Source organism: Burkholderia sp. BCC0506 (assembly GCF_902833145.1).
Taxonomy (GTDB): Bacteria; Pseudomonadota; Gammaproteobacteria; order Burkholderiales; family Burkholderiaceae; genus Burkholderia.
Map to the genome: position 1 here is coordinate 416,916 of NZ_CADFEN010000004.1, position 13,243 is coordinate 430,158.

The 13,243-nt window shown below is 69.1% G+C and carries 12 protein-coding genes; 6 read left to right on the forward strand and 6 right to left on the reverse strand.

All coding sequences use genetic code 11. The features are described from left to right. From HWX62_RS11830 to HWX62_RS11845, 4 genes are all read left to right on the forward strand, one after another. Entirely contained in the window at positions 1-1,497 is a 1,497-nt protein-coding gene (locus HWX62_RS11830) for an efflux transporter outer membrane subunit (protein WP_175928743.1), read from the forward strand. Between the two features lie 20 nt (positions 1,498-1,517). Next, positions 1,518-2,213 carry a heavy metal response regulator transcription factor gene (locus HWX62_RS11835; RefSeq protein ID WP_175928395.1) on the forward strand — a complete coding sequence of 232 codons (696 nt, stop codon included), beginning with the start codon at positions 1,518-1,520 and terminating at the stop codon, positions 2,211-2,213. Further along, positions 2,210-3,667, forward strand: a complete 1,458-nt coding sequence (locus tag HWX62_RS11840; RefSeq protein WP_175928394.1) for a heavy metal sensor histidine kinase — start codon at positions 2,210-2,212, stop codon at positions 3,665-3,667. Before HWX62_RS11835 ends, HWX62_RS11840 begins: the two co-directional genes overlap by 4 nt. A 99-nt stretch (positions 3,668-3,766) precedes the next feature. Beyond that, the gene (locus tag HWX62_RS11845; protein ID WP_175928393.1) at positions 3,767-4,354 is read left to right on the forward strand and encodes a LysE family translocator; all 588 of its coding nucleotides are present in this window, start codon (positions 3,767-3,769) and stop codon (positions 4,352-4,354) included. A 12-nt stretch (positions 4,355-4,366) separates the two neighbouring features. Here the strand turns inward: HWX62_RS11845 and HWX62_RS11850 are convergent, their stop codons facing one another. Then, a complete protein-coding gene (locus HWX62_RS11850) occupies positions 4,367-5,212 on the reverse strand; it encodes an AraC family transcriptional regulator (RefSeq protein WP_175928392.1) in 846 nt (281 codons plus the stop codon). A 326-nt stretch (positions 5,213-5,538) separates the two neighbouring features. On the opposite strand from HWX62_RS11850, the gene HWX62_RS11855 reads away from it, so the two are divergent. Continuing rightward, on the forward strand, positions 5,539-6,333 hold the full coding sequence (locus tag HWX62_RS11855; RefSeq protein WP_175928391.1) for an SDR family NAD(P)-dependent oxidoreductase: 795 nt from the start codon (positions 5,539-5,541) through the stop codon (positions 6,331-6,333). 39 nt (positions 6,334-6,372) lie between these two features. Here the strand turns inward: HWX62_RS11855 and HWX62_RS11860 are convergent, their stop codons facing one another. The 5 genes from HWX62_RS11860 to HWX62_RS11880 form a co-directional block, all read right to left on the reverse strand. Further along, on the reverse strand, positions 6,373-6,747 hold the full coding sequence (locus HWX62_RS11860) for a hypothetical protein (protein ID WP_175928390.1): 375 nt from the start codon (positions 6,745-6,747) through the stop codon (positions 6,373-6,375). Positions 6,748-6,968: 221 nt separating this feature from the next. Further along, positions 6,969-8,039, reverse strand: coding sequence for an AI-2E family transporter (locus tag HWX62_RS11865; protein ID WP_175928389.1), 1,071 nt, complete (start codon positions 8,037-8,039; stop codon positions 6,969-6,971). A gap of 137 nt (positions 8,040-8,176) precedes the next feature. Continuing rightward, positions 8,177-9,286, reverse strand: coding sequence for an NADH:flavin oxidoreductase/NADH oxidase (locus tag HWX62_RS11870; RefSeq protein ID WP_175928388.1), 1,110 nt, complete (start codon positions 9,284-9,286; stop codon positions 8,177-8,179). 140 nt (positions 9,287-9,426) lie between these two features. Further along, the gene (locus tag HWX62_RS11875; protein WP_175928387.1) at positions 9,427-10,113 is read right to left on the reverse strand and encodes a type 1 glutamine amidotransferase domain-containing protein; all 687 of its coding nucleotides are present in this window, start codon (positions 10,111-10,113) and stop codon (positions 9,427-9,429) included. Between the two features lie 339 nt (positions 10,114-10,452). Beyond that, a complete protein-coding gene (locus HWX62_RS11880; RefSeq protein ID WP_175928386.1) occupies positions 10,453-11,481 on the reverse strand; it encodes a substrate-binding domain-containing protein in 1,029 nt (342 codons plus the stop codon). A 187-nt stretch (positions 11,482-11,668) separates the two neighbouring features. Between HWX62_RS11880 and HWX62_RS11885 the strand changes: the two genes are divergently transcribed. Further along, entirely contained in the window at positions 11,669-13,231 is a 1,563-nt protein-coding gene (locus HWX62_RS11885) for a glycoside hydrolase family 68 protein (protein ID WP_175928385.1), read from the forward strand. Positions 13,232-13,243 lie beyond the last annotated feature (12 nt).

Sequence of the window (13,243 nt, forward strand, 5' to 3'; positions counted from 1 at the left end):
ATGCGCGCCCGCGCACGGCCCGTGGCGCTCGCCGCCACCCTCATCGCGGCCGCCGCCGTCGCCGCCTGCACGGTCGGCCCGGACTACCGGCGCCCGGCCGTCGATACACCGGCCGCATGGCGGCTCGACCCGGCCGACGGGGACTGGCACCCGGCCGAGCCGGCCCGCGCGCCGCTCGATCCGGCCTGGTGGACCGCGTTCGGCGACGCGCAGCTCGACGCGCTGGAAGCCGATGCGTTGCGCAACAACCAGAACCTGAAGGCGGTGGCCGCCCGCTACGACCAGGCGAAGGCGACGCTCGCATCGGTCGCGTCCGCGCAGTATCCGGCCGTCGGGCTGAACGCGAGCGGCCAGCGCTTCAAGATCTCCGGCGACCGGCCGCAGACCAACTACGCGACGAAGAGCATGTCGACCGTGCAGAACGAGATCCAGGTCGGCGCGGCGGTCAGCTACGAACTCGACCTGTTCGGCCGCGTGCGACGCAACGTCGAAGCCGCGCAGGCGAGCTCCGAGCAGGCGCGCGACGATTTCGCGAACGCGCGCCTCGTGCTGAGCGCCGATCTCGCGTCGAGCTATTTCGCGCTGCGCGAACTCGACACCGAGATCGACGTCGTCAAGCGCTCGATCGAGCTGCAGCAGAAGGCGCTCGACTACGTGAGCGCGCGCCACGACCTCGGCGCGGTGTCGGGCCTCGACCTGTTGCAGCAACGCGCGCAGCTCGACGCGACGCGCACGCAGGCGCAACTGCTGATCCAGCAGCGCGCGCAGGTCGAAACCGCGATCGCGACGCTGGTCGGCACGCCGGCCCCCGAATTCTCGCTGCCGCCGCGCGTGGTGCCGATCAACGCGCCCGCGCTGCCGACCGGCATGCCGAGCGACCTGCTGCAGCGGCGCCCCGACGTCGCGTCGGCCGAGCGCGCGATGGCCGCCGCGAACGCGCAGATCGGCGTCGCGCGCGCCGCGTATTTCCCGCGCATCACGCTGTCGCCGGACATCGGCTGGGACGCGACGCGCTTCGCGGGCCTGTTTACGGTGCCGGCGCTGCTGTGGTCGGTCGGCGGCTCGCTCAGCCAGCCGCTGTTCGAAGGCGGCAGGCTGAAGGCCGGCGTCGATTTCGCGCAGGCCGGCTACGTCGCCGCGCAGGCGAGCTACCGGCAGACCGTGCTCACCGCGTTCCAGGAGGTGCAAAATGCGGTGACCGGCCTGGCGGTGCTGGCGCAGGCGGCCCGGCAGGCGTCGGCGGCCGTCGACGACGCGCGCAAGCTCGTCTCGCTCGCGCAGGACCGCTACGCGGGCGGCCTGACGCCGTTCATCGACGTGCTGACGGCCCAGCAGCAGTTGCTGACGAGCGAGCGCCAGGCCGTGCAGATCCAGGGTCAGCGCGCGGCGCTCGTGGTGTTTCTCGCGAAGGCGCTCGGCGGCGGCTGGGACGGCGGCGCCGCGTCGACCGACGTCGCGGCGGCCGGCCCGCGGCCCGCCGCGAACATCGGCCCCTAACCGGTTACACACATACGCCTATGAAAGTCCTGATCGTCGAAGACGAACCGAAAGTCGTCGAATACCTGAAAAGCGGCCTGACCGAGGAAGGCTGGGTCGTCGACACCGCGCTCGACGGCGAGGACGGCGCATGGAAAGCCGTCGAATTCGACTACGACGTGGTCGTGCTCGACGTGATGCTGCCGAAGCTCGACGGCTTCGGCGTGCTGCGTGCGCTGCGCGCGCAGAAGCAGACGCCCGTGATCATGCTGACCGCGCGCGACCGTGTCGACGACCGCGTGCGCGGCTTGCGCGGCGGCGCCGACGACTACCTGACCAAACCCTTCTCGTTCCTCGAACTGATCGAACGGCTGCGTGCGCTGACGCGCCGCGCCCGCGTGCAGGAATCGACGCTGATCTCGATCGGCGACCTGCGCGTCGACCTGATCGGCCGCCGCGCGACCCGCGACGGCGCGCGGCTCGACCTGACCGCGCAGGAATTCCAGCTGCTCGGCGTGCTCGCGCGGCGCACCGGCGAGGTGCTGTCGAAGACGACGATCGCCGAACTCGTGTGGGACGTGAACTTCGACAGCAACGCGAACGTCGTCGAGACGGCGATCAAGCGCCTGCGCGCGAAGCTCGACGGCCCGTTCCCGGAGAAGCTGCTGCATACGATCCGCGGGATGGGCTACGTGCTCGAGGCGCGCGAGGACGGCGACGTGGAGAAGCACGCTTGAAACGCTCGATCACCCTGCGCCTGTCGGCGATGTTCGGCATCGTGTCGCTGCTCGTGTTCACGCTGGTCGGCTGCGGGTTGTTCGTGATGATGGAGCGCCAGTTGCTCGCCGAGCTGCGCGCGACGATCGACACGCGCGCGAAGGTCGCGCAGATGATCGTGTCGCACACGACGACGGCCGCGCGCGGCCGCCTGATGCAGGAAAAACTCGCCGACCTCGAACCGCCCGACGGCTCGACGCGCTATCAGGTCGACAGCCCCGACGCCGATTTCCGCTTCGGCCGTCCAGTCGACGGCGTACCCGTCGGCGAACCGTTCGGCGCGTTCCAGCAGTACGCGCTCAACCGCAGCAGCTACAACGTGATGACGAAGACCATCGCGGTCGCGGGCAGCGGCGAGCGCCCGGACGTGAAGCTGATCGTCGCGTCGTCGTGCGAGCGCACGCAGCGGATGCTGCGCCGCTTCGGCTGGACGCTGGCCGGGCTGATCGCGACGGCCACCGTCATCACGCTGCTGCTGAGCCGCGCGGTCGCGCGCTTCGGGCTCGCGCCGCTCGAGCGGCTGTCGCAGGACGCGGCGAGCGTGAGCGCGACGAACCGTCGCCAGCGGCTGCACACCGACGCGCTGCCGAGCGAGCTGCGCGATCTCGCCACGTCGTTCAACGGCGCGCTCGAACGCATCCAGCAAACCTACGCGCGGCTCGAAGCGTTCAACGCGGACGTCGCGCACGAGCTGCGCACGCCGATCAGCATCCTGATCGGCCAGACCCAGGTCGCGCTCACGAGCCGCGACCGCTCGGTCGACCGGATGCGCCAGACGCTGCAGTCGAACCTCGAGGAATTCGAGCGGCTGCGCGTGATCATCAACGACATGCTGTTCCTGTCGCGCAGCGACCGCGGCGAACGCGCGACCGACCTGAAGGACGTGTCGCTCGCCGACGAGGTGCGGCGCATGCTCGACTTTCTCGAAATCCCGCTCGACGAGGCGCAGTTGCGCGCCGAGCTGCACGGCGATGCGCGCGCGGCCGTCGATCCGTCGCTGTTCCGCCGCGCGATGACGAACCTGCTGATCAACGCGATCCAGCATTCGCCGCCGGGCGCGACGCTGAACGTGACGATCGCGCGCCGCGACACGCTCGTCGAGATGGCCGTGTCGAACCCCGGCGAGCCGATCGACCCCGTGCAGCGCTCGCACGTGTTCGAGCGCTTCTACCGGCTCGAGGAAGCGCGCGCGAACAGCAAGGAAAACCACGGGCTCGGGCTGTCGATCGTCAAGGCCGTGGCCGAGATGCACGGCGGCGGCGTGTTCGTCGCGTGCTCGGGCGGCGTCAACACGTTCGGCTTCTCGGTGTCGACGCAACCGTGGTCGGGCGGGCCGCTGCGTCCGGCCGATTCGGAGAATCCGCCCGATCCGCGCGGCGCTCGTCCGGCGCACGCGCCGCGCGCGTTGCACTGACGGCGGCCACGCGCCGCCGAGGGCAGTTTTCTTCAATACGGGCCGACGCGGCGCCCGTAGTCTCGATGCGATTTTCGACATTTCGCATGGAGACACCCGATGAGCATGCTGGTTTCGATGGCCGCGTTCGCGCTCGCCTCGTCGATCACCCCCGGTCCCGTCAACATCGTCGCGCTCAGCGCGGGCGCCCGCCACGGCCTCGGCGCGAGCCTGCGCTACGCAGCCGGCGCGACGCTCGGCTTCGTCGCGCTGTTCCTGCTGATCGGCCTCGGCCTGCACGCGGCGCTCGCGCGCTGGCCCGTGTTGACGACGGCCACGCAGTGGTCGGGGATCGCGTTCCTGCTGTATATGGCGCTGCGGCTCGCGCTCGACGACGGCCGGCTGTCGGCCGAGCCGGACGTGGCCGGGCCGTCGGCGGCGTCCGGCGCGGCGATGCAGTGGCTCAATCCGAAGGCGTGGCTCGCGTGCGTGGCCGCGATGGGCGCGTATGCGGCCGACGGCGATCGCGCGCAAGTCTGGCAGTTCGCCGCGCTGTATCTGGTGATCTGCTTCGCGTCGATCGCATGCTGGGGCTATGCGGGCGCGTCGCTGCGGCACCGGCTCGCGAACGCACGGCGCATGCGCGTGTTCAACCGGCTGATGGCGCTGCTGCTCGCGGGCAGCGCACTGTTGCTGCTCGACGTCTAGCGGCTTCGCCGGTCAGCGCATCGCGCTGCGGTATTGCCCGGGCGTCGCGGCCGCGATCCGCCGGAACGCGCGCTGGAAATGCGCCTGGTCCGCAAAGCCGGCGTCGAGCGCGACTTCGGCGATCGGCCGGCCGCGGCGCAACTCGGTGCGGCCGTACTGCACGCGCCGATCGATCAGGAACGCATGCGGCGTCATCCCGTAACGCGCATTGAATGCGCGAATCAGGTACGACGGCGACAGGTCGGCCGCCGCGCAGATCGCATCGAGCGTGACGGCCTCGCGGCAATGGGCGGCGATGTAGTCGGCCGCGCGCGCGAGCTTCGCGTTGTCGTCCCCCGGCCGCGTGTCGGGCACCTCGCGATCGAGCGCGCCGTGCAGCGCCGTGAAGAATCCGACCGCCGCGCTCTCCTTGCCGAGCGCATCGATGCCGGGCGACACGAGCGTGCGATAGAAGCCGCCAAATTGCGCGAACAGGTCGCCGCGCTCGGTCAATTTCGGCGAAAACCCGTGAAAATCGCGGTTCGGATCGCGGCCCAGCGAATGTTGCAGCCGCGCGAGCCACGGCACGTCGACATAGACCATCCGGTACGCCCACGCTTCGGGGCCGTACGGGTTGCAGGCGTGCACCTGCTCCGGATCGATGATCACCAGCACGCCGTGCCCGACGTGGGCGTTCGTCGCACCGTTCACGTACGTGCTCGTGCCGCCGACGATCGCGCCCACCGAAAACGTGTCGTGCGTGTGCTTCGCGTAGCAGATCGCGCGCCCGTCGTCGACGGTGCGCGCCTCGATGAACGGCAGCGCGGTATCGCGCCAGAACGGCGACGGTACGACGGATCGGTTGGCGGTACGGCTCACGCGGCGGGCTCCCGGTCTGGACGGCGAACGCTCACCGTACAAGACTGCGCGGCGCCGTGCAACCGGATCGCCCGGCTTCGCCGTTCGGCACGACGCTTCGACGCAATGCGCCGAGAATGCCGCGCCGACGCCGGAACATCGGCCACCCCGCACCCGCTTACGGAGGTTTCCGCCTGCTCGGGCGCTGAAATCGAAAGGACCGGTTCTTGCGCCCACGCCGCCGACACGCTCGCGAGATGGCCGATCGAGCGGAATTTACCTAAGCTTTGAATTCCGTCCGCCGCGACACGCGCGGCGGTTCCCGTTCACTTTTCCCCTCCACGCTCATGCAGATCGATCTGAAAGGCAAGACCGCGGTCGTCACCGCCTCCACCGCCGGCATCGGGTTCGCGATCGCCAAAGGGCTCGCGCGCGCCGGTGCGCACGTCGTCGTCAACGGCCGCAGCGACACGTCGGTGCAATCCGCGCTCGAGACACTGCGCAAGACCGTGCCCGGTGCAAGCGTCGACGGCGTCGCCGCCGACCTGTCCGATGCGGCCGGTGTCGCGCGCGTCACGCAGCACACGCCCCATGCCGACATTCTCGTCAACAACGCGGGCATCTACGGCCTGAAGCCGTTCTTCGACATCGACGATGCCGAATGGGAACATTATTTCCAGATGAACGTGATGTCCGGCGTGCGGCTCGCGCGGCATTACCTCAAAGGGATGATCGAGCGCAACGCCGGACGCGTCGTGTTCATTTCGTCGGAATCGGGCCTGAACATCCCCGTCGACATGATTCATTACGGGTTCACGAAAACCGCGCAGTTGTCGATCGCGCGCGGTCTCGCCAAGCTCGCGGCCGGCACCCGCGTGACCGTCAATTCGGTGCTGCCCGGGCCGACGATGTCGGAAGGCGTACGCGAGATGCTGAAGGCGCAGGCCGACGAAACGGGCCGCAGCATCGACGACATCGCGGTGGAGTTCGTGCGCAGCGAGCGCGCGAGTTCGATCATCCAGCGGCCGGCGACGACGGAGGAAGTCGCGAACCTGGTCGTATACGTGTGCTCGCCGCAGGCGTCGGCCACGACCGGCGCGGCGTTGCGCGTCGATGGCGGCGTGGTCGACACGATCGCGTGACGGCGGCGTGACGCGCTCGTGCCGCGCGTGGCCGCCGCACTATCGCGACGCGCTCTTGCCCGCCTGAAGCGCGCCCTTGCGATCGGCGTCCATGCAGGTATCGAAGCCGTGTTGCGTGACGACGCCGGCGTTGTCGAACACGACGAAGAACGCGCGATGATCGTTGCCGTGCTCGATGAAGTAGTTGTAGCAGACGCCGCTGCCGTTGCGGACCATCCAGACGCTGCGCGGGTTGCCGGCGGCGCGAACGACGTCGGCGCGCGTCGCGCCGTGCTTCGACGCGGCCCGTGCGAGCGGCGTGCGCGAGTACGAGAACGGCAGCCACGAGTCGAACCACGCACAGCCGTGCAACATCAGGCAGCTGGCGGCCAGGGACAGCGTCGCCGCGGGACGGACCATCGGAATCAATCGCATGCTCGAGGAATCTGCTGCGCCATGGCGGTGTGATCGAAAGCCCCATGCTACTCGACCTTTGGGTCCGGATCGAAAAGAAATGTAGAGATCTCTATCCGAATCCCTGCGCTTGCGGGCATCCGCGCCCACAGAATCGTCAGCGACCGTTGCAGCCGCACCCATGTGCAGGCGCTGGCGCACTGTTGCGCCGCTGCATCGAATCAGTGCAACGGCGTGCGCAGTCAAGCGATCCATTCGGCCCACAGCATCGTGAGCACCGTCATCAGCGCGGGCCCGACGAACAGCCCGATCAGCCCGAACGTCTCGGCGCCGCCGAGGATGCCGAACAACACGAGCAGGAACGGCAGCCGCGCCGAACTGCCGATCAGCACCGGCCGCACGAAATGCTCGGCGACGAACACGACGATGAACCCGAGCGCGGCGACCACGACGGCCCACATGGTCGCCCCCTGCACGAACAGCCAGAGCGCCGCGCCGCAGAACACGACCGGCGCGCAGAACGGCAGCATCGCGGCGACCGCCGTGACGAGCCCGAGCAGCGCCGCGTGCGGCACGCCCGCCAGTGCATACGCGACGCCGAGCAGCGCGCCCTCGCCGAGCCCGACGACGACGAGCCCCGTGACCGTGCCGTACACGGCCGCGACCATGCGCTCGATCAGTTCCGCGCCGTTGCGCCCGAACGCGCGTCGCGCGCCCTGCAGCAACGCGCCCGACAGCTTGTGCCCGGCGCGCAGGATCACGAACAGCGTGACGAGCATGAAACCGAATTCGAGCAGCACGTGCGCGAGCTTCGTACCGAATTGCCGGCCGAACGCGATGAATTTCTCGCCGTTGACACCGTGCATCGCGGTGGCCGCATGCAACGGATGGCCGAGATTGGCCTGCCACCATTCGGTGATCTGCGCCGCGCCGTACGGCAGGCGGCTGACGAAGTCCGGCAACGGAATGCCGTTGTCCTGGATCGCGCGCAGCCATTCGCGCAGGTCGTGCGCCTGCGCGATCGCCTGGGTCGTCGCGACGGCCACCGGCAGCACGACGAGCAACGAAATCGCCGCCGTGATGACGGTTGCGATCAGCGTCGGCCGGCTGCGGAACAGCCGGTGCGATTCGAAGCATTTCAGCAGCGGCCACATCGCGATGGCGATCACGCAGGCCCACGCGATGGCGGGAATGAAGTCGCGGATCACCCACAGCGCGAGCACCAGCAACGCCGCATACAGCGCGACGCGGGCGATTTGCTGGGCGCGCGGCCGCGCGGCGGAATCGTGAGACGACGGGACATGTGCGCCCATGGCACCTCTGGCGAAATGAAAAAATGGCGGTTCGCCCAGGCAACGGACCTGGGCGAACCGCCATTCTATCCATCGGCGCCGGATCGGCGGCACGCGCGCTGCGCGGACCGCCGCGGCGTTGCGTCGTCGCGCCTCGCTCAGGCCACCTTGTCGGCGACCCGGTAGCGCTCGAGCCAGTGCGCGTACGGCGCGGGCAGCGTCCACGACGGACGCTCGACGCCGAGCTGCTTGGCCGCGTAATACGGCCAGTGCGGGTCGGCCAGGTGCGCGCGGCCGACCATCACGAGATCGAGCTGCGCTTGCGCCACCACGCGATTCGCCAGCTGCGGCGTATCGATCCCCCACGCGGACGACACCGGCAAGCCGGCCTCGCGGCGCACGCGCTCGGCGATCGGCGCGAGGAACGCCGGGCCCCACGGAATCTGCGCGTCGGGCGTCGAGAAGCCGACCGACACGCTCAGCATGTCGAGCCCCTCCCGCTTCATCCGCTGCGTGAGCGCGATCGACTCGGCGAGCGTCTCTTCGTCGCGGCCGTCGTATTCGATCACGCCCAGGCGCGCGGTCAGCGGCAGATGCTCCGGCCAGACCTTGCGAACGGCCGCGAGCGTGTCGACGAGGAAGCGGCCGCGGTTCTCGGCCGACCCGCCGTATTCGTCGGTGCGCCGGTTCGAATGCACCGAGAAGAAGCTCTGGCCGAGATAGCCGTGCGCGAAGTGCAGTTCCAGCCATTCGAAGCCGAGGTCGCGCGCACGCCGCGCCGCGGCGACGAAGTCGGCCTGCACGCGCGCGATGTCGTCGTGCGTCATTTCGCGCGGCACCTTCGGCAGGTGCGCGCCGAACGGCACGGCCGACGGCGCGATGGTCTGCCAGCCGCGCGGATCGCCGTCGGCGATATGGTCGTCGCCTTCCCACGGGCGGTTCGCGCTCGCCTTGCGGCCCGCGTGCGCGATCTGGATGCCGGGCACCGCGCCGGCCGCCTTGATCGCCGCGACCGACGGCGCGAACGCCTCGGCCTGCGCGTCGTTCCACAACCCCGCGCAGCCCGGCGTGATGCGTCCTTCCGGCGACACGGCCGTCGCCTCCGCGATCACGAGGCCCGCGCCGCCGCGCGCGATGCCGGCCAGATGCACGTGATGCCAGTCGTTGACGACGCCGTCTTCGGCGACGTACTGGCACATCGGCGGCACCGCGATGCGGTTGCGCAGCGTGACATCCTTGAGTTTGAACGGTTCGAACAGGGCAGACATCCACGACTCCTTTGCTTGGTTCTGCAAAACGGCTGGGAATGCGCCGCGCGGTGCGCACGACGCAACGATTCGGGCCGTCGGCGGGCCGGCTGAGCCCGGCGACGGCAAGGAAACGGCGCCGGCCCGGCCGGCGCCGCGCTTTAGCGATGACCGAGCTTCGCGAGCAGCGCCTCGGCCGCGGGCGCCGACGACGCGGGGTTCTGCCCGGTGATCAGCAACCCGTCGGTGACGACGTGCGGCGCCCAGTCGGCGCTGCGCTCGAATTCCGCGCCGTTGGTCTTCAGCATGTCCTCGACGAGAAACGGCACGACTTCGGTCAGCCCGACGGCGGCTTCCTCGCTGTTGGTGAAGCCCGTCGCACGCTTGCCGCGCACGACCGACTCGCCGGTCTGCGGGTGCTTCACGTGGCGCAGCACGCCCGGCGCGTGGCAAACGGCCGCGACCGGCTTGCCGGCCGCGAGCGCACGCTCGATCAGGCCGATCGAGTGCAGATCCTCGGCAAGATCCCACAGCGGGCCATGACCGCCCGGGTAGAACACGGCGTCGTAGTCGTCCACCGACACATCGGCGAGCTTGCGCGTCGACGCGAGTTCGGCCTTGGCTGCCGGATCGGCGTCGAAGCGGCGCGTCGCGTCGGTCTGCGCCGTCGGGTCGCTGCTCTTCGGGTCGAGCGGCGGCTGGCCGCCCTTGGGCGACGCGAGCGTCAGCTCGACGCCCGCATCCTTGAACGCGTAGTACGGCGCGGCCAGTTCCTCGAGCCAGAAGCCGGTTTTCTTGCCGGTGTCGCCGAGCGTGTCGTGCGAGGTCAGGACAACCAGAATCTTCATGATCGGACACTCCTTCGAAAATGAACGGGGGAACGCAGCCGCACGTCGGCGCGGCACGCCTGTCGGTTAGTCAGCCGGCGCGCGGCAACGTGCGATTCATTCATCCGTATGCGATACACGCCTATTAGACCAGTCGTCTAGAAGCAGCCGAAATAAAACGACGGCGTCCCGCTGCATGAGCCTGCCGCAAGACGTCGCCGCATTCATCAGGACGGATGATATCGCTGGATTAGACCGGTCGTCTATAAGCACGCGTATTCGCCCCTGTCGTCGTCATGGCCTTTTCGACGGGGGCGCGGTTCGGCCACGCCCGCCGTCGCCGCGCCACCGGTGTACCGGCTAACCGAGCAACGGACCGTCCGTGTCGCCCGCCTCGATGACGGGCGCTTCGAGCCGGCTATCGCACACGCCGTCGTCCAGCAGCCGAAGCATCAGTTCCGCCAGCGCGCGCCCCGATGCATGCCCGGTCGGCTGCACGACCGCCGTGACGCGATACGGATGCGCGATATCGGGCGGCACGCCGTCGTAGACGATCAGCGACAGGTCCGCCCCCAGGCGCAGCCCGCTGTCGACCAGCGCGCGAAACGCGCCGGCGCCCGCGATGTTGTTGTCGACCAGCAGCGCGGTCGGCGGCGCGGCGCGCGCGAGCAGCGCCCGCGCCGCCTGCAGCCCGCCGTCGTGCGTAAACGGGCACTCGACGAGCAGCGCCGGCTCCGCATCGATACCGGCTTCGCGCAACGCCGACAGAAAGCCGGCGCGCCGCTGCGCGGCGAAATTCAGCGCGAGCGGCGCGCTGATCATCGCGATGCGCCGGTGTCCGAAGCCGATCAGCCGGCGCACCGCGTCGCGCGCGCCCGCCTCGTTGTCGAAATCGAACCATGCATACGGGCCGGCCGCCTGCGTGCGGCCGTACGCGACATACGGAAACCCGCTCGCTTGCAGATACGCGAGGCGCGGATCGTCGACCCGCGTGCGCGCGACGATCAGCCCGTCGACGAGCTTGCCGTCGACGATCCGCCGATAGGTGTCCAGTTCCGCGTTCGGTCGCGCGGACGCGATGATGAAGTCGAGATTGCGCTCCGCGAGCCGCTCGGTGATCCCCGCGACGACCTCGCCGAACCGCGGATCGCCGAGATCGCCGGCGCCGAACGGATAGACGATGCCGACCATGTCGGCCCGCCCGGTCGCCAGCCGGCGCGCGGTCGGATCGGCCACGTAGCCCATTTCCCGCGCGGCCTTCGCCACGCGCTCGCGCGTCGCCTCGCTGACGTCGTCGTAACCGTTCAACGCGCGGCTGACCGTCGTCCGCGACAGACCGAGCGCGTCCGATAGCGCCTTCAGATTCACCTTCACCGTGGTTCCTCGCATTCGCCGATCCCCCCGGCCGCCCGAAGACCGCGACGCGCCGACCGGGTAATTATTTCCATTGGGTAGTTATTACCGTCAAATAAATATCTTTTGCGTTCCAAACCGGTTTGAAATAGCATCCAAACCGGTTTGGACATCGATGCCCACTCAGCCGTTCACTTTCACTTTTCCAGGAAACAACGACGAGATGACATACTTTCCCCTTTTCCGCCCGATCGCGGCCAAACGTTTGCTGCTCGCTGGCGGCGCACTTGCCGCCTTCGCGTCCGTCGCGCACGCGCAGTCCAGCGGCACGGGCGCGCCCGTGCCCACGCCCCATACGCAACAAGCCTACGATCCCGAAGGCAACTTCACGATGCGCTGGACCCGGGCGGACATCCGCCAGATCGTCGCGCAATCGCATACCGCCGGCGCCGACAGGAACTCGCTGCCGCAAGCGCTGACGATGCCAGACATCCCGCAGGACTTCCCGCTGATCAACTCGAACGTGTGGGTGTGGGACACGTGGCCGCTGGCCGACCTGCAAGCGAACCAGCTCAGCTACAAGGGCTGGGAGGTGATCTTCTCGCTCACCGCCGATCCGCACGCGGGCTACACGTTCGACGACCGCCACGTTCACGCCCGCATCGGCTTCTTCTATCGCCGCGCCGGCATCCCCGCGTCGCAGCGCCCCGCGAACGGCGGCTGGACCTGGGGCGGCCACCTGTTCCCGGACGGCGCGAGCGTCAAGGTATTCGGCACCGCGCCGATGACCAACAACGCCGAATGGTCGGGCTCCGCGCGCCTCACGCAGGGCGACAACGTCAGCCTCTACTACACCGCCACGTCGTTCAACCGCTCGGCGCCCGGCGGCGCCGACATCACGCCGCCGCAGGCGATCATCACGCGCGCCGACGGTCACATCCATGCCGACGACAAACACGTGTGGTTCACCGGCTTCGACGATCACAAGGCGCTGCTGCAACCGGACGGCAACTACTATCAGACCGGCCAGCAGAACACCTACTTCTCGTTCCGCGATCCGTTCGTGTTCACCGACCCCGCGCATCCGGGCAAGACCTACATGGTGTTCGAAGGCAACACCGGCGGCCCGCGCGGCGCACGCACCTGCACCGAGGCCGATCTCGGCTACGCGCCGAACGATCCGAACCGGGAAGATCTCAACGCGGTGATGAACGCGGGCGCAGTGTATCAAAAGGCCAATGTCGGCCTGGCGGTCGCGACGAACCCGCAACTGACCGAGTGGAAGTTCCTGCCGCCGATCCTGTCGGCGAACTGCGTCGACGACCAGACCGAGCGCCCGCAGATCTACCTGAAGGACGGCAAGTACTACCTGTTCACGATCAGCCACCGCACGACGATGGCGGCCGGCGTCGACGGCCCGGACGGCGTGTACGGCTTCGTCGGCAACGGCATCCGCAGCGACTTCCTGCCGCTGAACGGCGGCAGCGGCCTCGTGCTCGGCAACCCGACCGACTTCTCCGCGCCGGCCGGCGCACCGTATGCGCAGGATCCGAACCAGAACCCGCGCGAATTCCAGTCGTATTCGCACTACGTGATGCCGGGCGGGCTCGTCGAGTCGTTCATCGATGCGATCGGTCCGCGCCGCGGCGGTACGCTCGCGCCGACGGTCAAGGTGAACATCAACGGCGCGTCGACGGCGGTCGACCGCACGTACGGGCGCGGCGGTCTCGGCGGCTACGGCGACATCCCGGCGAACCTGCCGGCGACGGGGGCCGGCCACAACTGACGGCAACGGCCA

Excerpts from the sequence above, each read along its gene's own strand:
- HWX62_RS11830 (WP_175928743.1), top strand. The coding sequence starts at position 1 with ATGCGCGCCCGCGCACGGCCCGTGGCGCTCGCCGCCACCCTCATCGCG.
- HWX62_RS11835 (WP_175928395.1), top strand. The coding sequence starts at position 1,518 with ATGAAAGTCCTGATCGTCGAAGACGAACCGAAAGTCGTCGAATACCTG.
- HWX62_RS11845 (WP_175928393.1), top strand. The coding sequence starts at position 3,767 with ATGAGCATGCTGGTTTCGATGGCCGCGTTCGCGCTCGCCTCGTCGATC.
- HWX62_RS11855 (WP_175928391.1), top strand. The coding sequence starts at position 5,539 with ATGCAGATCGATCTGAAAGGCAAGACCGCGGTCGTCACCGCCTCCACC.
- HWX62_RS11860 (WP_175928390.1), bottom strand. The coding sequence starts at position 6,747 with ATGCGATTGATTCCGATGGTCCGTCCCGCGGCGACGCTGTCCCTGGCC.
- HWX62_RS11865 (WP_175928389.1), bottom strand. The coding sequence starts at position 8,039 with ATGGGCGCACATGTCCCGTCGTCTCACGATTCCGCCGCGCGGCCGCGC.
- HWX62_RS11870 (WP_175928388.1), bottom strand. The coding sequence starts at position 9,286 with ATGTCTGCCCTGTTCGAACCGTTCAAACTCAAGGATGTCACGCTGCGC.
- HWX62_RS11875 (WP_175928387.1), bottom strand. The coding sequence starts at position 10,113 with ATGAAGATTCTGGTTGTCCTGACCTCGCACGACACGCTCGGCGACACC.
- HWX62_RS11880 (WP_175928386.1), bottom strand. The coding sequence starts at position 11,481 with ATGCGAGGAACCACGGTGAAGGTGAATCTGAAGGCGCTATCGGACGCG.
- HWX62_RS11885 (WP_175928385.1), top strand. The coding sequence starts at position 11,669 with ATGACATACTTTCCCCTTTTCCGCCCGATCGCGGCCAAACGTTTGCTG.